Source organism: Bacteroides sp. PHL 2737, from assembly GCF_004115325.2.
Lineage (GTDB): Bacteria > Bacteroidota > Bacteroidia > Bacteroidales > Bacteroidaceae > Bacteroides > Bacteroides hominis.
Genome location: NZ_CP040630.1, coordinates 4079594 through 4104026, shown reverse-complemented (window position 1 = coordinate 4104026; position 24433 = coordinate 4079594). Strand labels below are relative to the sequence as shown.

The window sequence follows — 24433 nt, the reverse complement described above, 5'->3', positions numbered from 1 at the left end:
ATATTGTGTTTTTTAAAACTATATTTCGGGCGGAAACATTAATTTTGCAACTCAATAAAAGTTAGAGTATGCAGGAAACAGAATATATAAATGTGTACGGTGCGCGCGTACACAATCTGAAAGACATTGATGCGGAAATACCACGTGACAGCCTGACTGTGATTACCGGACTGAGTGGAAGCGGGAAATCATCTCTTGCTTTCGATACAATATTTGCAGAGGGCCAGCGCCGCTATATTGAAACCTTTTCGGCTTATGCCCGCAACTTTCTGGGCAATCTGGAGCGTCCGGATGTAGATAAGATTACAGGGTTGAGTCCGGTTATTTCCATAGAACAAAAGACTACGAATAAAAATCCCCGTTCCACGGTCGGCACTACTACAGAGATTTACGATTATCTCCGTCTGCTTTATGCCCGTGCCGGAATAGCCTATTCTTATCTCTCGGGAGAAAAGATGGTGAAATACACTGAGGAACAGATACTGGAACTGATCCTGAAAGATTATAAAGGAAAGAAAATTTATATGCTGGCACCTTTGGTGCGTTCACGTAAGGGACATTACAAAGAACTCTTCGAGCAGATTCGCAAAAAGGGATATTTGTATGTCCGTATAGATGGAGAAGTACGCGAAATCACCCACGGACTGAAACTGGATCGTTATAAAAACCACGACATCGAAGTCGTTGTGGATAAGCTTATCGTGGAAGATAAGGATGACAAGCGGTTGAAACAGAGTGTCTCTACTGCTATGCGGCAGGGCGACGGATTATTGATGATTCTTGATGCACAGACAGAGAGTATCCGTCACTACAGTAAACGCCTGATGTGCCCTGTCACGGGACTGTCGTATCGTGAACCGGCTCCGCACAACTTTTCGTTCAATTCTCCGCAGGGAGCTTGTCCGCGTTGTAAGGGATTGGGGGTAGTCAGTCAGATTGATGTAGATAAGGTGATTCCTGATAAAGAGTTGTCTATATATGAAGGGGCGATAGCTCCTTTAGGTAAATATAAGAATGCAATGATTTTCTGGCAGATCGGTGCTTTGCTGGAGAAATATGATGCGTCATTGAAGACTCCCGTAAAAGATTTGCCAAATGATGCAATCGACGAGATTCTGTATGGCTCGGACGAACGTATCAAGATAAAAAGCTCTTTGATAGGTACTTCTTCCGATTATTTTGTGACGTATGAAGGTGTTGTCAAGTATATCCAGATGTTGCAGGAGAAAGATGCTTCGGCCACTGCACAGAAATGGGCGGAACAATTTGCCAAAACCACAGTTTGCCCTGAATGTAAGGGAGCGAAACTGAATAAGGAAGCACTCCACTTCCGTATCCATGATAAAAATATCAATGAACTTTCAAATATGGACATCAATGAGTTGTATGACTGGTTGATGAAAGTGGACGAATTTCTGACGGATAAGCAGAAAATGATTGCCGCAGAGATTTTGAAGGAGATACGTACCCGCTTAAAATTCCTGTTGGATGTAGGATTGGATTATCTGTCTTTAAACCGCAGTTCCGTTAGTCTGTCGGGTGGGGAGAGTCAGCGTATCCGTCTGGCCACACAAATTGGTTCTCAACTGGTCAATGTGCTTTATATTCTTGACGAGCCGAGCATCGGGCTGCACCAACGTGATAACCTGCGGTTAATCAACTCCTTGAAAGAACTGCGTGATATGGGTAACTCTGTGATCGTGGTAGAGCATGATAAAGATATGATGCTGGCTGCCGACTATGTGATTGACATGGGGCCTAAAGCCGGACGACTGGGGGGAGAAGTTGTTTTTGCCGGAACTCCGCAAAAGATGTTGAAGACCAGTACGCTTACTTCACAGTATCTCAACGGACAAACTGCCATCGAAGTGCCTTCCAAGCGGCGTCCCGGTAATGGAAAATCTTTATGGTTGCGTGGCGCTAAAGGGAATAATCTGAAGAATGTAGATGTCGAATTTCCGTTAGGCAAACTGATTTGTGTTACGGGAGTATCCGGTAGTGGTAAGTCTACATTGATAAATGAAACTTTGCAACCGATACTTTCGCAGCAGTTCTATCGTTCTTTGCAGGATCCTTTGGAATACGATTCTATTGAAGGATTGGAGAACATAGATAAGGTTGTCAATGTGGACCAGTCTCCGTTGGGGCGTACTCCGCGTTCCAATCCTGCCACTTATACCGGTGTCTTTTCAGATATCCGCAGTCTTTTTGTCGGATTGCCGGAAGCTAAGATTCGTGGCTATAAACCCGGTCGTTTTTCTTTCAATGTCTCCGGAGGACGTTGTGAGGCATGTTCCGGGAATGGCTACAAGACAATCGAAATGAATTTCCTGCCCGATGTATATGTTCCATGTGAAGTTTGTCATGGCAAACGTTATAACCGCGAAACTCTGGAAGTGCGTTTCAAGGGAAAATCCATTGCCGATGTGCTCGATATGACCATTAACCGTGCGGTAGAGTTCTTTGAAAATGTTCCTCAGATTCTGAACAAAATTAAGACTATCCAGGATGTTGGATTGGGATACATTAAATTAGGGCAATCATCAACCACCCTTTCGGGAGGTGAAAGCCAGCGCGTAAAATTGGCAACGGAGCTTTCGAAACGAGATACGGGAAAGACTTTGTATATTCTTGATGAACCGACTACCGGTCTGCATTTTGAAGATATCCGTGTGCTGATGGGAGTATTAAATAAATTGGTGGATAAAGGTAATACTGTGATCGTCATTGAGCATAATCTGGATGTGATAAAGATGGCGGATTACATTATCGACATGGGCCCCGAAGGCGGTAAAGGGGGAGGGGAACTTCTCAGTTTCGGGACACCGGAAGAGGTTGCGAAGAGTACAAAAGGATATACCCCGAAGTTTCTTCGCGAAGAACTGAGAATCGATTGATAATTTATATATACGATATTAACTTGTTAAATAATAAAGATTTAATATCGTATTTGTACAAAGTTAACTTCCTGCAACTACGAAGTTAACTTTGTAGAGTTACGTTATTAACTTACTAATAGCAGCTTTTTTCTATGGCTGCTCCAATATACATATATCTATGAAAATCAATAAGACCAATGCTGCCCGTCTGTTGGATAAGGCCAAAATCTCCTATGAACTTATCCCTTACGAGGTAGACGAAAATGATTTGAGTGCTGTGCATGTAGCGGCCAGTTTGGGAGAGAATATTGATCAGGTTTTTAAAACTCTTGTGCTTCATGGCGATAAAACGGGATACTTCGTTTGCGTGATTCCCGGAGACAAAGAGGTAAATCTGAAGCTTGCCGCAAAGGTGTCCGGTAATAAGAGTTGTGATATGATTCCTATGAAAGAGCTTCTTTCCGTCACCGGATATATCCGCGGTGCCTGTTCGCCTGTCGGAATGAAAAAACATTTTCCCACCTATATCCATGAAACCTGTCTGGAGTTTCCGTATATTTATGTAAGTGCGGGGCAACGCGGATTACAGATAAAAATTGATCCTAAAGAGCTAATAAACGAGGTTCGGGCGGAAGTTTGTGTATTATATACTGTTTAATTTCAGTAAAAAGTATATATTTGCAGAAAATATCTATTTAATAATCTAATATTCTAATTTTATGTTTGAAGGACAACCTAAGGGTTTGTATGCTCTGGCACTTGCCAACACAGGCGAGCGATTCGGTTACTATACCATGCTTGCGATTTTTACTTTGTTTCTACAAGCAAAGTTTGGTTACACTGCTGCTGAAACTTCTACCATTTTTGGATGCTTTTTGGCTGCTGTTTATTTTATTCCGTTCTTTGGTGGTATTCTTGCCGATAAGTTTGGTTATGGCAAAATGGTGACAATGGGTATTGTAGTCATGTTTATCGGCTACGCACTGCTTGCCATCCCGACTTCCAACGATTCCGGCAAAGTAATGATGTTTGGTGCGCTGGCTCTGATTGCTTGCGGTACCGGACTTTTTAAAGGTAATTTGCAGGTAATGGTGGGTAATTTGTATGATGCTCCCGAATATAGCTCCAAACGTGACACGGCGTTCAGTATATTCTATATGGCTATCAATATCGGTGCGATGTACGCTCCGACAGCTGCTACAAAGGTAACCAACTATATGTTGGGCAAGGCAGGGCTTTCGTATGTTCCTCAGATTCCTTCATTGGCACATCAATATCTTGACGGTACAATCACTCCTGCTAACCAGGCTACTTTGGAATCATTGCAGGCTGCACAGAACTTTACCGGCGACATTGCCACATTCTGTACTACTTATATCGATAAGCTTTCTGAAGCATATAACTATGGATTTGGTGTGGCATGTGTATCATTGATTATTTCGATGTTGATTTACGTCGCTTTCCGCTCTACATTTAAACATGCCGACTACAACTCTAAACAAGCTAAACCGGCTAACGTAGTTGAGGAGAAGTTGACTCCGGAACAAACCAAACAGCGCATCGTGGCTTTGTTGCTTGTATTTGCCGTAGTTATTTTCTTCTGGATGGCTTTCCACCAGAACGGACTGACACTGACATTCTTTGCACGTGATTATACCGCACAAGAGGTGACCGGACTCGACCGTTTGGGCTTCAATATCGTGAACCTCACCTTCTTGTTGATTGTTATTTACGGACTTTTTTCACTGTTCCAGGGAAAGACCGGTAAATCAAAAATGATTGCCGGTATAGTAGTTGCTGCCGCACTTCTCTGTCTGGGATGGAGCTATAGCTCTATGGATCCTACTGTTAATATTCTGCCTCAGATCTTCCAGCAATTCAATCCGTTCTTCGTGATTGCCTTGACTCCGGTTTCACTGGCGGTGTTTGGATATCTTGCCAGAAAAGGGAAAGAACCTTCTGCTCCGCGTAAAATCGGTATCGGTATGATGATTGCCGTATGCGGTTTCTTGATAATGGCCATTGGGTCTATCGGGTTGCCTACTCCGGATGCTCTGGCAGCCAGTGGCATCGAGAAAGACGCACTGGTTTCTCCAAACTGGTTGATCTCTACTTATCTGGTGCTTACTTTCGCCGAGTTGTTCCTCTCTCCGATGGGTATTTCGTTTGTTTCGAAAGTAGCTCCTCCCAAATACAAAGGTATGATGATGGGTGGATGGTTTGCCGCAACTGCCATTGGTAACTACCTCGTTGCCATCATTGGTTATCTGTGGGGTGGCATGCAGTTGTGGATGGTATGGAGTGTACTTATCGTATGCTGTCTGCTGGCCGCTCTGTTCATCTTCTCTATCATGAAGAAACTTGAAAAAGTAGCATAACCTTCGGGTTGTATCTATACACCAAACGCCCCGTTACATTATTTGTTATTACGATAACAATATATGTAACGGGGCGTTTCTTATATTGGCATTTTCTTTACATGCGCATCAGAGTTCCAATCCCATGATATAGTCATTCATATAATATCCGTTTCCGATGTGAAAATCACCTTCACGTAGTTTTTTCATCCCTTTATGTTCATAAAAGTGCAATGCCTTGTTATTCCGGTTGACATTTAATTCCATCAGACAGGGAGACGGATGAATCTCTTTGATGTATTGTACTGCGTGGTCAAATAGTTTGCTTCCCAGGTGTGCTCCCTGAAAAGAGGGAAGGACATATATTTTCTGGAGATGAAACACATCATCTCCTTGAGGCTGTACTGATACATAGCCGCAAGGTTCATCTTCCTGGTAAGCGATGAAGTATACGTGTCCTTCTTCTTCCATTTGTTTGCGGATATTCAGGGGCGCGTACATCCATTCCATCATGTAGTCAAGTTGATCGGGCGAAAGTATTTCTTTGTAGGTAGCCGGAAATACCTGTTTCGCCAGTTTGTTAATCAGTATGCAATCATCTGAAGTGGCTTTTCGGATAGTAAACATGTTTGTTGTATTTTTCGGTTTATGTCGCAAATATAGTGATAATTTGCTTTTATAATAAGGTGGAGGTATCTTAATAAGTTAATTAGTATGAATTTAAGGTACTTTGCATTGCATAGTACTAAAGTTATGCATATATTTGTCGCATCAAAAGGTAAAGCTTATGAATGTAGATAATGTAAAGTCGCAAATGCGAAAAGGCATGCTGGAATATTGCATCATGCTGCTGTTGCATAAAGAGCCGGCTTACGCTTCGGATATCATCCAGAAGTTGAAAGAGGCAAAGCTGATTGTGGTGGAGGGCACATTGTATCCATTGTTGACCCGATTGAAAAACGATGATTTACTTAGTTACGAATGGGTGGAATCTACACAGGGACCGCCACGGAAGTATTATAAGCTGACAGAGAAAGGCGAGTTGTTCCTTGGCGAACTGGAACTTTCGTGGAGGGAGCTGAACGAAACTGTGAATCATATTGCTAATAGAGAATCCATTTAAAAAGAAATAAAGATGAAAAAAACATTAACCGTAAATTTAGGTGGAACCGTTTTTCATATCGACGAGGATGCCTACCGGTTGCTCGATAATTATTTGTGCAACCTAAAACTTCACTTCCGCAAACAAGAAGGAGCAGAGGAGATTGTGAACGATATAGAGAATCGCATCTCCGAACTATTTGCCGAGAAGTTGGCTGCCGGATCGCAAGTGATTACGATTGCCGACGTAGAAGAAGTGATTGCCCGGATGGGAAAACCTGAAGATTTTGGTGAGGAGAGTGAGGAAGACGAACCTCAAAAGACAGCCGGACATACAGGGGCACAATCCGGCACAACCATTCATCGCCGTTTTTACCGTAATCCGGATGATAAAATATTGGGAGGGGTGATTAGCGGGCTGGCTGCATATCTGAACTGGGATGTAACGCTGTTGCGACTGATTATGTTCGTTGTGCTGATCTGTGGATATGGAGTGTTGATTCCTATATACATCATCTGTTGGCTGATTATTCCCGAGGCCCGTACGGCAGCCGAGAAGTTGAGTATGCGCGGTGAGGATATCACCATAGAGAATATCGGTAAGACGGTGACTGATGGGTTTGAAAGGGTAGCCAACGGGGTGAACAATTATGTAAATTCAGGTAAGCCCCGCAGTTTTCTGCAGAAGGTGGGCGATGCGTTGGTATCGATAGCGGGTTTCTTTCTGAAAGCCTGTCTGGTGGTGCTCGCCATTATATGCAGTCCGGTGCTTTTTGTGCTTGCCATTGTTTTTGTTGCTCTGGTGATTGCTGCCATTGCAGTAGCCATTGGTGGTGGAGCTGCTCTCTATCATATGCTGCCAGCAGTCGATTGGTCACCGCTGATCTCCACTTCGCCGATGATGACCATTGTAGGAAGTATTGCAGGAGTAGCATTGGTGGGCATACCTTTGGCGGGGATCATTTATGCTATTCTCCGACAGATATTTGATTGGCCGGCTATGGCGTCCGGACTGAAATGGTCTTTATTGATACTGTGGGTGCTGGCAGCCGTAATCTTTGTTATTAACCTGTCTTATTTGGGATGGCCTTATCCTTTCCTTTTGGTCGGATGACCTGTCCATGAATAGATTGACATGTGTAGAAATACCTTCCGTTGTGTGTCCGGAAGGTATTTTTTTTGTAGATAATATGCGTTTTATTTCAAAATCGGGGATTCGGGTATGAATATCCGTAAATCATATACAACCGCTCCTTTTTATTCCGGTAATTTTGCAATTAAATATATCGGCTATCGGATTGGTATCGCGGCATAGGATGTAGCCAAAGATGTATGAGTAAAATTATAACGACAATAATATGACTATCGAAAGTTTTAAAGAGTATGTAAAGTCACGTAAGCCTCTCAACACAGAAGAAATCCACTGTTTTATGGATGATATGAGTAACGAGGCAAGGCGTTTTACATTCAGGCTGAATGCTTCTTACCATACGCCGGCCGAAGTGCGAAATTTATTATCCGAGCTTTTTGGAAGTCCGGTTCCGCCTACACTTCGCGTATTTCCTCCGTTCTATACTGATTTTGGGAAGAATATAGTGATAGGTGATGATGTATTCATAAATGCCTGTTGCCACTTTCAGGATCACGGTGGCATAACCATTGGCGACAGTTGCCAAATCGGACATAATGTAGTGTTTGCCACTCTTAATCACGGGCTTGCTCCTGAAGACCGCGGAACAACGTATCCTGCTCCGATTGTTTTAGGAAAAAATGTCTGGGTAGGGGCAAATGCCACAATTCTTCCGGGTGTGATGATTGGTGACAATGCCGTTATTGCGGCGGGAGCGGTGGTCACAAAAGATGTGCCGCCGAATGTCATTGTCGGAGGAGTTCCGGCGAAATTCATCAAATCAATAGTCCCTGAATAGAGCTGAAGATGAAGAGTTGCTAAATTCGGAGTATAACTGCCGTATATTTGACAGTACTCCTGTATGGTTTGAGCTTTAGCAAAGGATGGTGGCAGGCAACGATCGACGGCTTGCATTGCAGCAATCGTAAACGTATGAGAAAAGTAATAAAATAACTTATTAAAATATTGAATAATATGAGAACAAAATCTGTTTTACTAACGCTTTTAGCAATCTTATTTATGAATTTACACGCAGCGGCACAAAATCCCATAAAGCAGGGGCACAATGGTAAACGAATTTTAGTTGCCTACTTTTCGGCAACCGGTACTACGGCGGAAGCTGCAAAGAAACTGGCTCAGGTTACGGGTGGTGAACTGTATGCCATCACTCCTGTAAAACCTTATACGAATGCCGATCTTGACTGGCATAACAAACAATCGCGCAGCTCGGTGGAGATGAACGATCTGAAATCACGTCCGGTCCTTAAGAATAAAAAAGAAAACATAGCCGATTATGAAGTGATCTTTATCGGCTATCCCATCTGGTGGAATCTTGCACCTCGGGTTGTGAACACTTTCATTGAAAGTCATGATCTTAAAAATAAGATCATCATACCTTTTGCCACTTCGGGAGGAAGCAGTATTACAGGTAGTGTGACAGAATTGAAAAAAGACTATCACAATTTGAAATGGAAAGAGGGAAGATTACTTAATCGTGCCAATGAAAAATCCATTCGTGAGTGGGTCGATAAGTTAGGGTACTGACTGTCTGGAACCAAAAACAATGATAACGTATTTATTTATCGGTAGCATTGGCTTGTAGAGAGCGATGCTGGTCGTACTCGCCATACTGCATACGGATGACGCTTGCGAAGATTACCCCTCACGTTACAATCCTGTTTGACGTGAGGGTGATCTTTTTAAGTTAAAAAAATGTCTTATTCTGCGACTATACACAAATCTTTTGTTATTTTTGTTTGTTACACAACGAAAAAAGTATATAAGTGTATGGGCGAGCATATATGTTTCAGAAGAAATGAAAGACTGGCAACGGTAAACCCGCATTGGCGGGGTAATCCTGTGGTGAGAGGAAAGTTTGTCAATCGCCAGCATCGTTTTCGTCCCGGGATGGGAAGTGTCTTGAAATGGCGCCTTTCCCCCAATCCGCAGCGGAAAGAGAAGAAGAGTGTGAAGTGGAATCCCCGGATGAGTTATCTGCGTTCATTGGAAGGGGTGGTCGGTAATTCGCTGATATGGCTGGGGCATAACTCCTTCTTCCTTCAATTGGCAGGAAAACGTGTCATGTTCGATCCTGTTTTTGGAGATATCCCTTTTGTCAAACGTCAGAGTGATTTTCCGGCAAACCCCGATATTTTTACCAATATAGATTACCTGCTTATCAGTCACGACCATTTCGACCATTTGGATAAGCAAAGTGTAGCCCGGCTGGTGAAGAACAATCCCCGGATGAAACTTTTCTGTGGGTTGGGTACCGGTGAATTGATAAAGAGTTGGTTTCCGGAGCTTGAGGTAACGGAGGCCGGATGGTACCAACAGATAGAAGATGACAGGTTGAAGATTACTTTTCTTCCTGCCCAGCATTGGAGCAAGCGTTCGGTGCGTGACGGAGGACGAAGGCTGTGGGGAGCGTTTATGGTACAGGGTGACGGCATCTCCATCTATTACAGTGGCGATACCGGATATTCCAGGCATTTCCGTGAGATACCCGAGCTATTCGGGACACCCGATTATGCTTTGGTGGGTATCGGTGCTTATAAGCCGCGTTGGTTTATGCAGCCCAATCACATTTCACCATACGATGCACTGACAGCGTCCACCGATATGAAAGCAGCTCTTACCATTCCGATGCATTATGGTACGTTCGACTTGTCGGACGAACCTCTGCATGACCCTCCGCAGGTTTTTGCTGCCGAAGCAAAGAAACGTAGGATAGACGTGTATATTCCGGTACTTGGAGAGATTGTCAAGTTGAAGCGGATGTAAGCTTTCCGAAGGAGTAAACGGACACTCTGTTCTGCTAAAATAAAGAGGGTGTCCGAAAAGGGTACCCTCTTTTTTTATGTAAAAGTCCGAACTTTCCCAAGCTCGGACTTTTTAATTTGCTCTAAAATGTTTATCTTAGAGCATGTTAATCGATAGTGCAAATATACAATTTAAGGAGTATTCTCAAGGTATGGATTCCTTATTTCCTTGCCGTCTTGATGAAAATATTTCTTCGGATGCTCCGGTCCGGCTTGTCAACCAGATTGTTGATAAGCTTGACATCAGTCCGTTGTTATCTACTTATAAGGGTGGTGGTTGTCCTGCTTATTATCCCCGCATGCTTTTGAAAGTGTTGTTCTTCGCCTACCTGAACAATGTGTACTCTTGTCGTAAGATAGCACGTCTACTTCAGGAGAACATCCTTTACATGTGGCTTTCGGGCAAGTCCACTCCCGACTTCCGTACCATCAATGATTTCCGCAGCAAGCGTTTGAAGAGTTGTATCCACAGTTTGTTCACTCAGATTGTGCTCATGCTTGTTGAGTTGGGATATATCAGCCTGGAAAAACAATATATCGACGGGACCAAGATGGAGTCGGCAGCCAACCGTTATACTTTCGTCTGGCGCAAAAGTGTGGAAAAGTATAAGGATCGTCTGGAAAATAAGATTCAATGTATACTTTCTCAAATTGATGAGGGTATTCTCGGTGACAACACCGCTCCTGGAGAATCAACTCTTCCTATTGACAGCCATGCTCTGAAAGAAAAAATAGATGCCATTAATCTGGAGAACCGCAATAAACGTGAACTTCGTCAGATTAAAAAGCTTAATGAGGAGTACTTACCTAAGCTGCAGGAATATGAGAAACACTTGGAAATAATGGGGGAAAGAAACAGCTATTCCAAAACAGATCCTGATGCGACTTTTATGCGCATGAAAGAAGACCACATGAGGAACGGTCAGCTTAAACCGGGATATAATCTACAGATATCCACGGAAAACCAGTTCATAACAAACTATGCTTTCTATCACAATCCGGGTGATACGTTGACGTTGATTTCATTTCTATTGTATGGCCGGATGAGATACTGCCGGTTCATGAAAGAGGTTTGTGCGGATGCCGGATATGGAAGTGAGGAAAATTATGAGTTTATGGAACGCTTCGGTATAAGCGCTTATGTGAAATATAATTATTTTCATATGGAACAAACAAAAAAATGGAAATGTGACATCTCCAAACAAGATAATTTGTATTATAACGAACCGGAAGATTACTTTGTATGTCCGATGGGACAGTATATGAAATTTGCCTACACGATAAAGGCTGTCAATGATAATGGATATGAAAGTGAAATAAGTGTTTACCGTGCTAAGAACTGTCAGGGATGTCCCCTACAAAATAAATGTCACAAAGGGAGAGGAAACAGGGAGATCAAGGTGAATCATAAATTAAGGCGGTACAAGCAACTGGCACGTGAGAAACTCACTTCATCAAAAGGGCTTGAACATAGGAGCAAAAGACCGGTGGAGGTGGAAGCGGTCTTCGGGCAAATAAAATGGAATAAAGAGTACAAGAGGTTCAGGCATAAAGGCTTGGAGAAGATTGTCATGGACTTTGGAATATTGGCTATTGCATTTAACATCGGAAAAATGATCTGCAAGCAGAAAAAGGCTAAGAAAGGGAGGGATGGAAAGGATTATAAGACTGATAAAGGGAGAAAATTGAGTTTCATGAGGGGCATTTTTATAAGTTGTTGGATAAATCACAAAAAAAGAAAAAAGTTAGAGGGTACCCTTTTCGGACACCCTCTTTATTTTAGCAGAACAGAGCCTTTATTTGGAATCTGTAGTGTTTGGTTTCAACCATTTGTCCAGCCATTCGAAGAAAGTGCGTTGCCACAACACACCGTTTTGCGGTTTCAACACCCAGTGGTTCTCGTCTGGATAAATAAGCAGTTCAGCCGGTACGCCACGCATTACGGCAGCGTCGAACGCAGCCATGGCCTGATTGGCAAGGATACGGTAATCCTTCTCACCGTGGATGCAAAGAATCGGGGTATCCCATTTTTCGACGAACAAGTGCGGAGAGTTCGCAAAAGTGCGCTGGGCAACCGGATTCTGCTTTTCCCAGTATGCGCCTCCCATATCCCAATTGGCAAACCATTTCTCTTCTGTCTCCAGGTATTGCATCTCCATGTTGAAGATACCATCGTGGGCAATGAAGGCTTTGAAACGTTTGTCGTGATGTCCTGCCAGCCAGTAGACGGAGAATCCTCCGAAGCTGGCACCCACACAGCCCAGGTGGTCTTTGTCAACGAAAGGTTCTTTTGCCATTTCGTCGATTGCCGTGAAATAATCCTTCATGCATTGGCCACCGTAATCTCCGCTGATAGCTTCGTTCCATTCCACTCCGAAACCGGGAAGTCCGCGGCGGTTCGGTGCTACAACGATATAGCCGTTGGCAGCCATAATCTGCATGTTCCAGCGATAACTCCAGAATTGGCTTACCGGGCTCTGTGGACCGCCTTCGCAGAAGAGCAGTGTCGGATATTTCTTATTCGGATCGAACTGGGGCGGATAGATGACCCATGTCAGCATTTCTTTACCATCTGTCGTTTTCATCCAGCGTCCTTCAACTTTGCCCATCTCTATCTGATCGTAGATCTGCTTGTTCTCTTGAGTCAGTTGTGTTGTCTGCCCATCCAGGGAAACGGCATAAATTTCATCTCCCATGCTCATAGAGTGACGTTTGGCGATCAGTTTATCACCGAAGAGGGCAACGCCTTCATAGTCGTACATACCCGAAGTGACAGGACGTACAGAATCATTGGTCAGATCGAGTGAGTAGATTTGAGTTTCACCATGCCATACACCGGTGAAATAGATCGTCTTGGCATCCTGGCTCCATACGAATGCATCTACATTCGAATCGAACGCTTTGCTGGCAAAACGTTTTTCTCCGGTTTCCAGATTCATGATGAAGAGACGGTTCTGGTCTGCTTCGTAACCATCACGCTCCATACTTTGCCAGGCGATGCTCTTTCCATCCGGAGAATATTGCGGATTAGTATCATAACCCATCATACCTTCGGTGATATTTATTGTTTTCTTGGTATTGAGGTCGTATACATAGATATCCGAGTTGGTAGAAATGGCATAAGCCAGTCCCGTTTTCTTTCGACAGGTATAAGCCACTTTATCCGAGGTCGTGTTCCATGCCAGTTGTTCGATACCTCCCCATGGTTTCATCGGACTTTCGTAAGGCTCACCTTCCAGCACGTCTACGATGTTGGTTACCGACTTGCCATCGAAATCGGCGATAAAGGGGTGGGGGGCAGTTGTCACCCATTCATCCCAATGTTTGTACATCAGGTCGGTGATGATGATGCCGGTTGCTTTGTCCAGGTCAGGATATTTGTCAGCCGTGCTTTTAACAGTCTTTACTTGGGCGATGAACAGTATCTTCTTGCCGTCCGGCGAGATGGAATATCCTTCGATATCCCCGTCATAATTGGAAATCTGTTTGCGTCCGCTACCGTCGGGGTTCATTTCGTACAGTTGGCTGCTGCCGTTGTCGTTGCTCAGGAAAAGCAGTTTGCTTCCGTCCGTTGCCCAAGTCACTTCATTTTCCTGAAAAGGAGTGTGAGTGATTTGCCGGTTGTCGGTTCCGTCTGCGTTCATCACAAAAACTTCCCGGTTGCTTTTGTTTTCGGGTACACTGTAGTAAGCCACTGTATAGGCTATCTGCTTTCCATCGGGCGATACAGAGAGTCCGCCGATACGTCCCATTGCCCAGAGTGCTTCGGGAGTCATCCGCTTCCCCTCGATTTTGATATCGGATTTTCCGATCAGCGCCTGGTCCGTTTTGCCTGCATCCTTGGTTCCGCCACAGGATGCTAACATCATTGTTGCCGACATAATAAATAGGTTTACTTGTCTCATAAGTTTTTAATAATTGATTATTTGAGTTGCGAAGATAAGCAAAAATCAGGTCAAATCTGCTTTTTTTGCCAGTTTCCTTTCTTTATATAGATGTACGACAGAGTCAGGATACAGATTCCGTATAAATGCTCTGTAGTCCAGCAGAAGGCTACGTCTACTCTCAGATAGAGGATGACATACGTGATATAAGCCAGATAGACAGCCAGCACGCAGAGTTCTAATCCCAGTGCCGTACGTGTATTGCCCGTTCCGGATACCGCCTGGAAATAAACATTGGCCGGGACCAATATCAGATAGGCGGAACATAATACCCATAACGAGGGGATGGAAGCCTCTTTCAGATCCGGTATATCTGTATAGATACTTAACACCAGATCGGGGAAGAGGGCGAAGAACAGTATCAGAGGTAATACAAAAACATAGCCGATGCGTACATGCTGCCGGATAGTTCCGGGTACGCTTTTAATTTCTCCTGCGCCTATCAGGTTGCTCACCAGTGAACCGCATGTGGTGGCAAATGCCATCGCAACCATAAACGGAATACCCGATACGTTGCGGATAATGTTCGTAATGGCCAGTGCGCGTTCGCCCAGATGTTCCACAAAAAGGAAGAACATGAACCAGGTGGATAGTGAGAAGAAATTTTGGATCATAGTCCAAAAAGATACGTTTAATATTCGTTTTAATGTTTCCGGTTGGAAACTGGGAAGCTGGTTCAGTGCATACTTCTTACAGTCTATCCGCTTCCAGGTATAGACGATGAAGAAGATGACCGATACCATTTCGGCCAGTGACGACCCGATAGCAGCTCCGGCAATACCTAATGCGGGGAAGCCGAACTTACCGAATATCAGGATATAGTTGAATACTATGTTGGACAATACCATTACGATTGAATTCAATGTCAGGGTCTTGGTCTGTGTGGTACCTACAAAAAATGCCCGGAACATCACGCCGACGAAAGAGAAAAAGAAACCAAAAACTCTCCAGTTGATGTAGCTGATGGACGCGTCATAAATGTGCTGCGAACTGATAACCAGTTTCAGCAAATGAGGAGAGAAGCATAAAGAAAGGGTAAATGCCACTATTGCCAATGCCAGCAAAAAATAGACCCCCTGATAGAATATCGGTCCGATGGTGCGGTATTGTTGCTCGCCGTTTCGCCGGGCTATCAGGATTTGTGCTCCGATGCTGAATCCGAACGCCATCATGAAAATGGCCAGATAATATACGCCTGCGATGGCCGAGGCCCCCAGTTCTATTTCGCCTACCCGTCCCAGGAAGGCAGTGTCTGTCATACCTATTAATTGTTCCATGATCAGGCTGATCAGGATAGGGTAGGCTATGAGCCATATCTCTTTGTATGTGTATTTGGTAGTCATGTTTTTATATATTCTATAAAAGGGAAAAAAAGCCGGACAAACATATACTGCTTGCCCGGCTCTTCGGTCTTTAAGCTAATTTTTATTTCTTATCGCTTATTCTGCTTATTAGCCCGTTCTTTTGCCATCTGTTCCTGCTGTTTCTGCATGGCTTCCAGACGTGCGGCAAATCCGGTCTTCTTCATTTGCTTCGGATCTTTTTTCTTTGCTTCCAGATCGGCGAGCAACTTGTCTTCGTCAGTTGTCCGGCGCAGTATGATCATGGTTACCACACTGATCAAAGTCGAAATGAAGTAGTAATAGTTCAATCCCGAAGGATAGTCGTTCAAAACGAAGAGGAACATAATCGGCATCAGATACATCATCCACTTCATTGCTGCCATTTGCGGCTGGGCACCTGTATCCTGCTGCTGCATCGTGTACTTCGTGTTCAGGATATTGGTAATGGTCATCAGCAGGCAGAACAAGCTGAGGTGATTACCCAAGAACGGAATATGGAACGGGAAAGTGATGAATGCGTCGTAGGTCGATAAGTCGTCCGCCCAAAGGAAACTCTGCTGGCGGAGTTCGATAGCGCTCGGCACAAACATGAACAATGCCATCAGGATAGGGAATTGAACAAGCATCGGCAAACAGCCGCCCATCGGGCTTACACCGTATTGACTGTATAGTCCCATTACCTCTTGCTGTTTCTTCATCGCATCTTCCTGCTTGGGATATTTCTTATTGATCTCGTCAATTTTTGGTTTCAGTACACGCATCTTGGCCGATGACATATAAGTCTTCCAGGTTGCCGGAAAAACCACAACTTTCACCATAATTGTCAATAGCAACAGTACGACACCCATGCCTAATCCCCAACCTGACAACCAGTCGAACACGTTGATGGTGATCCATTTGTTGATCCATCGAATCAACGGCCAACCCAGATATACCAGGTTGTTGAGTTCCCATTTCTCTTCACGTCCCTTGTCCAATGCGGTCAGTGTTTTATAGTGGTTCGGGCCGAAGTAGAAATACATGTCGGTCGGTTGCTTACCGGTAGGATCGAAGAACGTACTCATTTCAGCCGAGTAATCTTTGATGTAGCCACTTCCCTGTTTCTCCATTTTCGATCTGACCGTAGTCTTTTCGAAATCCTGTTCTGCAATGAATACAGAAGAGAAGAACTGGTTTTTGAAAGCAATCCAGTCCAGACGCTCCGGTACTGACTTTTCATCGTCTTTACTTGCCGAAAGGTTGTCCACATCATCACCTGTATATTTGTAGGTGAGGTCTGCCAAACGGTTCTCGTAAGTATATCCTTTCTCGATCTGGCGGGCACGTTGTGACCACGAGATGTCCACATAGTTTGTAGTAGCAGCCAATTTGCCTTCCATACCTGTTGCTTTAATCACAAAGCTCATCAGATAATTATCCGGTTTCAGTGTATAAATAAAGTCGATATAGCTGGCACTGTCGGCGGCCAGACGCATCGTAACACTGCTGTCTGTTTTATTGACTGCTTCGAAATAGAAGTCTTTTGTCTGGAGGGCACCCTTCTTATTGTAGAAGTTGAAGTTCATGGAAGCATCGCTGCCGTTGAACAACACAACCGGTTTCTTATCTTGTCCCATGTAGTTTTTCAACAGGGCAGAGTAAACGCGGCCGCCTTTGTTATCCAGAGTGATTTCTACCAAATTGTTCTGGATAGTAGTAAACGCCTCTTTACCTTGGGTGGCATTGAAGAAGAGAGATGCCGAATCGGCGGCTGTTTCCTCTTTTTCGTTAGCCAGTGCAGCTTCGGTTTTGGCTTTCAGTGCTTCTTCTTGCTGCTGTACCACGGCTATAGAGTCATAATACCGCTTCTGGGCGGCTATTTGCTCCTCGCTGGGACGGCTCAGAAAACTGAATCCTACCAGTAATATACCTATTAAAACGAGGCCTGTGATGGTGTTTTTATCCATTCTCTTGTTTTAGTGATTAATGATTAATAATCTATACGATAGTGATTTTACTTATCGATTGCAGCCTTAATGAACGATACGAACAACGGATGCGGGTGTAGCACCGTACTGCTGTATTCCGGATGGAACTGCGTTCCGATGTACCATTTCAATGTAGGGATCTCTACAATCTCTACCAGGTCCGATTCCGGATTGATACCTACACATTTCATGCCGGCCTCTTCGAATTGCTTGCGATAGTCGTTGTTGAATTCGTAACGGTGGCGATGACGCTCCTGAATATGTTCTTGTTTATAAGCTTCGTATACTTTAGAGTCTTTTTTCAAGACGCATTCGTAAGCACCCAGACGCATTGTACCTCCCATATTGGTGATGGCCTTCTGCTCTTCCATGATGTCGATAACGTTATGTTTGGTCTTTTCGTCCATTTCAATAGAATTGGCATCGGCATAACCCAGTACGTTGCGGGCAAATTCGATGGCCATGCATTGCATACCCAGGCAGATACCAAAAGTCGGAATGTTATGTTCGCGGGTGTACTTGGCAGCTATGAACTTACCTTCGATACCACGTGAACCGAATCCCGGACAGATAACTACTCCGTCTACATGTCCCAGCTGTTCGTCCACATTGTCCGGAGTGAGGTGTTCGGATGATACATATTCTATTTTAACTTTACGGTCATTATAAGTGGCAGCCTGTGACAGTGATTCCAGGATAGACTTATACGCATCCTGCAGTTCAACGTATTTACCTACCATTGCAATAGTCACCGTTTCGGTAGCATTAGCACGACGGTTCAGGAAGTCTTTCCAAGGTCCCAACGGCGGACGTTCGCCCACAGGTAAGCCCATCTTCTGAAGTATGGTTTCGTCCAAGCCTTGTTCCTGCATCAACAGGGGTACTTCATATATAGTTGAAGCATCGATTGACTGAACGACCGCATTCTCGGCAACATTACAGAACAATGCCACTTTCTTACGCAGGTTGGCGTTCAGGTCATGTTCGGTACGAAGCACCAGAATATCCGGTTGCACTCCGAGTGACTGCAATTCTTTTACAGAGTGTTGGGTCGGTTTGGTTTTCAGTTCTTGAGCGGCAGACAGGAAAGGTACATAAGTTAAATGCACGCACAACGCATTCTGTCCCAACTCCCATTTCAACTGACGGATACTTTCCAGATAAGGCAAGGACTCGATGTCACCTACCGTGCCTCCGATTTCTGTAATTACAAAGTCGAACTTATACTTGTTGCCCAGCAACTTGACGTTACGCTTGATTTCATCCGTGATGTGGGGAATGACTTGAATGGTTTTTCCCAGATAGTCTCCACGGCGTTCTTTATCAATGACGCTCTTATAGATACGGCCTGTCGTGATATTGTTGGCCTTTGTAGTCTGGATGCCCAGGAAACGTTCGTAGTGTCCTAAGTCAAGGTCGGCTTCATGGCCGTCTACAGTCACGTAGCATTCTCCGTGTTCATAAGGGTTCAATGTTCCCGGGTCAATGTTGATGTACGGGTCAAACTTTTGGATAGTTACTTTATAACCTCTTGCTTGCAGCAATTTACCGATGGAAGATGAAATGATACCTTTTCCTAAAGAAGAGGCAACACCACCGGTTACGAAAATATACTTTGTTTCTCCCACAGCTATAACTGTTTTAATAATTTGTTTCTAAATCGTTTGATTTGAATCTTAAAAACCGCAAAATTACAAAAAAATGGGGAAGAACGGATGCTTTCTACAAAACAAATTTATTAAAAAATGCAATTCCGGGTTCCGAAATGTTTGGACGACAAAAAGTTGTATGCCTCTAACGGATGAATGGGGCTTTATCCGTCTGGTAGCATAAGTAGCATAAACCTGTCTACAGGATAAATCCGTGTAGCTCATGCATGCCATACAAATTCCGGTAAAACAGATCGGTTGTTTCATCGATCCGTTTGATCGGTTATTCCTATTAAAAATGAGCGAATTTTATGTAATCTAAACTATTTAATGTAAATTTGCCCTCAAATTTGTTATAAAAATGAAGACTAGTCACATCTCAACATTAGCATTTGCAATCCTGTTTTCTTCGTCAGTGATGGCGCAGAAGACGATAAAACCGGTTTCCGAGACAGTGCAAAATGAAGTGAAAGCTGATACACTTTCCGAGGTGCTTCAGCAGTACCTTCTCCTGAAACTGAATCTGGATGGTCCGAAGCCCAAGATGGATACAGTGTCCATCTTATATAATAATTATATAGGAGAGTTGGAATACCTCAATGATCCTTCAGTACCTATGCGTTATGTGAAAACAGATCCGGATTATTACCGCCTGTTTGTTCCGCTAACTTATTATTATTCGCCTATTGCGGAATATTCTACTATGCGCTGGAAATTTAAAGAGCCTTTTACTGCGCCTTCCCTTAATGAGCAGTTGTCACCGTGTGACACTTTGCAGTTTACCAAAATCAAGAGATCGGCCCGGCTGGTAGATGCTGCTTTGATGGATTTATACCTGAACCATCCCAATTTGGTTGTTACTACCGAAGATCATATAATGAGCCGCAAATTGTATCATGGCGATAAAAAGATTGAAATTCCGAAGACGGAAGTGAAAAGCCTGTTCCGTGCAGATAAGGTAGAAGAGAATGTAGGTGAAGCAGAAATGGTAATTTCGAAACCTAACTGGTGGGTGACGGGAGGTAACGGTTCGCTTCAAATTACTCAGAACTATATATCGGACAACTGGTATAAAGGTGGTGAGAGTAACAATGCTGTAATGGCTAATTTACAGTTGTTTGCCAATTACAATGACCGTGAGAAAGTGCAGTTTGAGAATCTGTTGGAGGCTAAATTAGGATTCAACTCTTCTCCATCGGATGAATATCATAAGTATCTGGTCAATACCGACCAGTTGCGCTTGTATTCCAAATTAGGTATCCAGGCTGCACATAATTGGTACTATACTATCACCGGTGAGTTTAAGACTCAGTTTGTTAAAGGTTATAAGGCTAACAGTGAAGAACTGGTTGCTGCTTTCCTTGCTCCTGCCGATGTGATTGTCAGTGTCGGTATGGATTATAAGCTGAAAAAGAAAAAATTCAACCTTTCCGTATTCATGTCTCCATTGACCTATAACCTTCGTTATATTGGTAACAAAAATGTGGACGAAACCAAGTTCGGACTGGATAAAGGTAAATGTTCAAAGAATGACTTTGGTGCACAGGTACAACCTACCATTTCATGGACCATTATTCCGTCCATTGTAGTCGATTCCCGTCTGAACTATCTGACTAACTATAAATGGGTACGCATTGAGTGGGAAAATACTTTCAATTTTGTATTGAACCGTTATCTTTCTACTAAGCTTTTTGTGCATGCACGCTTTGATGACAGTGCAAAGCCGACCACCGGTAGCAGTTATTTCCAGTTGAAAGAGTTGCTCAGTTTTGGTCTGAACTATAAATGGTAAAGGAATAGTTGACACAAAGATAAATATGGGGCCGGCTGGAGTTTTCAGTCGGCTCTGTTGTTTCCGGTAGTGCAAATTTCATCGCTGTAATTAAAATGTTATACTTAAAGAAAGTGCCTTATGATTAAACAAGATTATCTGATACGAATGATTCAGGAAATCATTTCATTAATTGTTAATATGATTTTGAATAAAAAGAAGTTTCGTAAGGATGAATGGACAGAGTACGACTGTCTTACACGACAGATTTTAGGACTTCCTCAGGGGCAGTTGCAGAGTATGAATCCGGATGAACTGATTGACCATTATGAAGGAGATCCTAACCGGATGGGAAAGATAGAACTGGCTGCCATGACCCTGCTGAAGATTTCGGATGAGATGGAGTCTAATATTTTGCAAAAGTCTAAACTGCGCCAGGATGGGCTCACTTTACTGAAGTATGTTCAGAAAGAAAGCAGCACTTTTTCCATTCAACGGACAGATTTGATTCGGATGATTGAGATAAATGAATGTTTGAAGATGTAAAATAAGGAAATGAACAGAAAGTGATAAAAGAATCGGTTTCTGTTTCTAATTTATTTTAAAATATCGGAGGATGATAACAATTTAGCAGTAAAGCAGGCAAAAAGCCTGCTTTTTCTGTTTCTACTCCTGATTAATGGAGTAAAAAAATACTTCAAAAAGAACTCTTATTGCGCTATAAAAAACATTCAAATACTTCGTAGTTCTCAAACTTATGCTTAAATTTGCCGCAATTTGTAATGTGCAGTTTGCAAAATGACTAATATAATAACTCATCAAGGTATTGTGGAAAACATAAGTGGTTCTCAGGTTTCTGTGAGGATCATCCAAACATCGGCCTGCTCAACTTGCAGTGTCAAGGGACATTGCTCTTCGGCAGATAGCAAAGAGAAGGTAATTGAGATTACCGACACTTCATCTGTATGGAAGGTAGGTGACGAGGTGACAATTATTGGTGCTACTTCCATGGGTATGCAGGCTGTATTTCTGGCCTTTGTTATTCCTCTCTTTCTTTTAATTCTCGGCCTTTTCGTTTTCAAGACAGTTCTTCATAGTGAACTATATGGAGCGCTTGCTGCTTTAGCGGTGCTTGTTCCTTATTATTATATAATATGGCTGAACAGAACTCGGTTGAAACAAAAATTTTCTTTTACTATAAAACCAATAAATAACTAAAAATTATGAATTTGATTCTGATTGCAGTGATTTCTTTGGGAGCTATTGCGCTTGTACTGGCTGCGATATTGTATGTTGCTTCCAAGAAATTTGCCGTGTACGAAGACCCACGAATTGCCCAGGTATCCGAAGTGTTGCCTCAGGCTAACTGCGGTGGATGTGGTTATCCGGGTTGCAGCGGATTTGCTGATGCTTGCGTCAAAGCCGGTTCGCTGGAAGGTAAGTTTTGTCCGGTAGGCGGACAACCTGTGATGTCGCAGGTTGCTTCGATCCTCGGGCTGGACGCCGGAACTGCAGAACCGATGGTGGCAGTGGTTAGATGTAACGGAACCTGCACGAACCGTCCGCGTACAAATATGTATGACGGTGCAAAGAGTTGTGCTATTGCCGCTTCGCTTTATGGTGGAGAAACCGGCTGTAGCTATGGGTGTCTGGGATGTGGCGATTGTGTGGCTGCTTGCCAGTTTGATGCTATTCACATGAATCCCGAAACAGGACTTCCTGAAGTGGATGAAGAAAAGTGTACAGCCTGTGGCGCTTGCGTCAAAGCTTGTCCGAAAGCGATAATCGAACTTCGTGCTAAGGGCAAAAAATCCCGCCGCGTATATGTATCTTGTGTCAATAAAGACAAGGGGGCTGTTGCGCGTAAAGCTTGTACGGTAAGTTGCATCGGTTGTGGTAAGTGTGTCAAGACTTGTCCGTTTGAAGCAATCACACTTGAGAACAATCTTGCTTACATTGACTACAACAAATGTAAGTCTTGTCGTAAGTGTGTTGAAGTTTGTCCCCAGAACACTATCATCGAGTTGAATTTCCCTCCGCGCAAACCCAAAGAGGAAGCACCTGTTGCCGAAGCTGCTAAAACAGCTGAAGCTTAAGAAAACGAGTAATAAACAGATAAAATACAGAATTGTATGTTGAAGACATTTTCAATTGGTGGTGTTCATCCACACGAAAATAAACTGTCAGCACATCAACCCATTATTACGGCGGAAGTTCCGGCAAAAGCTGTGATACTTTTGGGGCAGCATATCGGTGCACCTGCTAAGCCTATTGTGGCAAAAGGTGATGTGGTGAAGGTGGGCACTAAAATAGCCGAAGCCAATGGCTTTGTTTCGGCTGCCATTCACTCTTCTGTCAGTGGCAAAGTCGCTAAGGTTGATTCGATCGTCGATGCGAGTGGTTATGCCAAACCTGCTATTTTTATAGATGTAGACGGGGACGAATGGGAAGAATCTATCGATCGCAGCCCTGAACTGGTGAAAGAGTGCGAATTGACTTCGGAAGAGATTGTGAAGAAGATAGCCGATGCCGGTATTGTTGGTTTGGGAGGAGCTTGTTTTCCCACTCAGGTTAAACTCTGTCCGCCTCCTTCATTTAAAGCAGAATGTGTTATTATAAACGCTGTAGAGTGTGAGCCTTATTTAACCGCCGACCATCAGTTGATGTTGGAGCATGCCGAAGAGGTAATGGTAGGAGTTTCCATTCTGATGAAAGCCGTAAAGGTAAATAAGGCATTTATCGGTATTGAAAACAATAAACCCGATGCTATTGAGTTGATGACAAAAGTTGCATCCAGTTATGCCGGTATCGAGGTTGTACCTTTGAAGGTGAAATATCCGCAAGGAGGTGAGAAGCAGCTGATCGATGCTATAACCAAACGTCAGGTTGCGAGTGGTGCACTACCCATCTCTACAGGAGCGGTTGTTCAGAATGTAGGTACAGCATTTGCAGTATACCAGGCTGTGCAGAAAAATAAGCCTTTGTTTGAACGTGTGATTACGGTGACCGGTAAATCGGTTGCTAAACCTTCCAACTTCCTGGCACGTATCGGAACTCCGATGCAACAACTGATTGATGCCTGTGGCGGTTTGCCCGAAGACACCGGAAAGGTAATTGGAGGCGGCCCGATGATGGGTAAAGCATTGGTTAATACCGATGTTCCTACTGCTAAGGGAAGTTCCGGAATTTTGATTATGAACCGGAAAGAGGCTAAACGCGGAGAAATACAAAATTGCATCCGTTGTGCGAAGTGTGTAAGTGCCTGTCCGATGGGACTGGAACCGTATCTGCTTTCCGCTTTGGCCGAGAACACAGAATTTGAAAGAATGGAATCAGAAAGAATCATGGATTGTATCGAGTGCGGTTCTTGCCAATTCACTTGTCCTGCCAATCGTCCGTTACTCGACTATTGTCGTTTGGGTAAAGGGAAAGTTGGTGCCATGATTCGTGCACGTCAAGCTAAAAAATAAT

18 protein-coding genes and 1 pseudogene are annotated in these 24433 nt (G+C 43.7%); 14 read left to right on the top strand and 5 right to left on the bottom strand.

Going from position 1 to position 24433, the window contains the following annotated elements; genetic code table 11:
- Positions 1-68 precede the first annotated feature (68 nt).
- The 3 genes from uvrA (at position 69) to DBK98_RS16980 (ending at position 5257) form a co-directional block, all read left to right on the top strand.
- Positions 69-2897 carry an excinuclease ABC subunit UvrA gene (gene uvrA, locus DBK98_RS16990; protein ID WP_032537050.1) on the top strand — a complete coding sequence of 943 codons (2829 nt, stop codon included), beginning with the start codon at positions 69-71 and terminating at the stop codon, positions 2895-2897.
- Between the two features lie 160 nt (positions 2898-3057).
- A complete protein-coding gene (gene ybaK, locus DBK98_RS16985; RefSeq protein WP_005778236.1) occupies positions 3058-3537 on the top strand; it encodes a Cys-tRNA(Pro) deacylase in 480 nt (159 codons plus the stop codon).
- A 61-nt stretch (positions 3538-3598) separates the two neighbouring features.
- Positions 3599-5257 carry a peptide MFS transporter gene (locus DBK98_RS16980; protein ID WP_005778234.1) on the top strand — a complete coding sequence of 553 codons (1659 nt, stop codon included), beginning with the start codon at positions 3599-3601 and terminating at the stop codon, positions 5255-5257.
- A 108-nt stretch (positions 5258-5365) separates the two neighbouring features.
- Here DBK98_RS16980 and DBK98_RS16975 read toward each other — a convergent pair whose 3' ends face one another.
- Positions 5366-5863, bottom strand: a complete 498-nt coding sequence (locus DBK98_RS16975; RefSeq protein WP_005806558.1) for a GNAT family N-acetyltransferase — start codon at positions 5861-5863, stop codon at positions 5366-5368.
- Between the two features lie 160 nt (positions 5864-6023).
- Here DBK98_RS16975 and DBK98_RS16970 point away from each other — a divergent pair, with 160 nt between their 5' ends.
- From DBK98_RS16970 to DBK98_RS16945, 6 genes and pseudogenes are all read left to right on the top strand, one after another.
- Positions 6024-6359 (top strand): PadR family transcriptional regulator, encoded by a 336-nt coding sequence (locus tag DBK98_RS16970; RefSeq protein ID WP_005820533.1) that lies wholly within the window; start codon positions 6024-6026, stop codon positions 6357-6359.
- Positions 6360-6371: 12 nt separating this feature from the next.
- A complete protein-coding gene (locus DBK98_RS16965) occupies positions 6372-7451 on the top strand; it encodes a PspC domain-containing protein (RefSeq protein ID WP_005778228.1) in 1080 nt (359 codons plus the stop codon).
- 244 nt (positions 7452-7695) lie between these two features.
- A complete protein-coding gene (locus DBK98_RS16960; protein WP_005806553.1) occupies positions 7696-8265 on the top strand; it encodes a sugar O-acetyltransferase in 570 nt (189 codons plus the stop codon).
- 176 nt (positions 8266-8441) lie between these two features.
- On the top strand, positions 8442-9011 hold the full coding sequence (locus DBK98_RS16955) for a flavodoxin (protein ID WP_005806551.1): 570 nt from the start codon (positions 8442-8444) through the stop codon (positions 9009-9011).
- Between the two features lie 243 nt (positions 9012-9254).
- On the top strand, positions 9255-10250 hold the full coding sequence (locus DBK98_RS16950) for an MBL fold metallo-hydrolase (protein ID WP_032537051.1): 996 nt from the start codon (positions 9255-9257) through the stop codon (positions 10248-10250).
- A gap of 142 nt (positions 10251-10392) precedes the next feature.
- A pseudogene (locus tag DBK98_RS16945) lies at positions 10393-11970 on the top strand (IS1182 family transposase); the annotation flags it as partial.
- A gap of 114 nt (positions 11971-12084) precedes the next feature.
- On the opposite strand, the gene DBK98_RS16940 reads toward DBK98_RS16945, so the two are convergent.
- From DBK98_RS16940 to DBK98_RS16925, 4 genes are all read right to left on the bottom strand, one after another.
- The gene (locus tag DBK98_RS16940; RefSeq protein WP_032536702.1) at positions 12085-14193 is read right to left on the bottom strand and encodes a S9 family peptidase; all 2109 of its coding nucleotides are present in this window, start codon (positions 14191-14193) and stop codon (positions 12085-12087) included.
- Between the two features lie 50 nt (positions 14194-14243).
- Positions 14244-15575, bottom strand: a complete 1332-nt coding sequence (locus DBK98_RS16935; RefSeq protein ID WP_032536700.1) for an MATE family efflux transporter — start codon at positions 15573-15575, stop codon at positions 14244-14246.
- An 89-nt stretch (positions 15576-15664) separates the two neighbouring features.
- Positions 15665-17521, bottom strand: coding sequence for a membrane protein insertase YidC (gene yidC / locus DBK98_RS16930; protein WP_005778218.1), 1857 nt, complete (start codon positions 17519-17521; stop codon positions 15665-15667).
- A gap of 47 nt (positions 17522-17568) precedes the next feature.
- Positions 17569-19170 carry a CTP synthase gene (locus DBK98_RS16925; RefSeq protein WP_022012650.1) on the bottom strand — a complete coding sequence of 534 codons (1602 nt, stop codon included), beginning with the start codon at positions 19168-19170 and terminating at the stop codon, positions 17569-17571.
- 382 nt (positions 19171-19552) lie between these two features.
- Here DBK98_RS16925 and DBK98_RS16920 point away from each other — a divergent pair, with 382 nt between their 5' ends.
- The 5 genes from DBK98_RS16920 (at position 19553) to rsxC (ending at position 24432) form a co-directional block, all read left to right on the top strand.
- The gene (locus DBK98_RS16920) at positions 19553-20983 is read left to right on the top strand and encodes a DUF3078 domain-containing protein (RefSeq protein WP_005806537.1); all 1431 of its coding nucleotides are present in this window, start codon (positions 19553-19555) and stop codon (positions 20981-20983) included.
- Positions 20984-21103: 120 nt separating this feature from the next.
- Complete coding sequence (locus DBK98_RS16915; RefSeq protein ID WP_032536699.1) at positions 21104-21508, top strand: hypothetical protein; 405 nt, start codon at positions 21104-21106, stop codon at positions 21506-21508.
- Positions 21509-21760: 252 nt separating this feature from the next.
- Positions 21761-22180 (top strand): SoxR reducing system RseC family protein, encoded by a 420-nt coding sequence (locus DBK98_RS16910; RefSeq protein ID WP_005778211.1) that lies wholly within the window; start codon positions 21761-21763, stop codon positions 22178-22180.
- Positions 22181-22185: 5 nt separating this feature from the next.
- Positions 22186-23058 carry a Fe-S cluster domain-containing protein gene (locus DBK98_RS16905; RefSeq protein WP_005778209.1) on the top strand — a complete coding sequence of 291 codons (873 nt, stop codon included), beginning with the start codon at positions 22186-22188 and terminating at the stop codon, positions 23056-23058.
- Positions 23059-23094: 36 nt separating this feature from the next.
- Positions 23095-24432, top strand: a complete 1338-nt coding sequence (rsxC, locus tag DBK98_RS16900) for an electron transport complex subunit RsxC (RefSeq protein WP_005806533.1) — start codon at positions 23095-23097, stop codon at positions 24430-24432.
- The last annotated feature ends 1 nt before the right edge of the window (position 24433 follow it).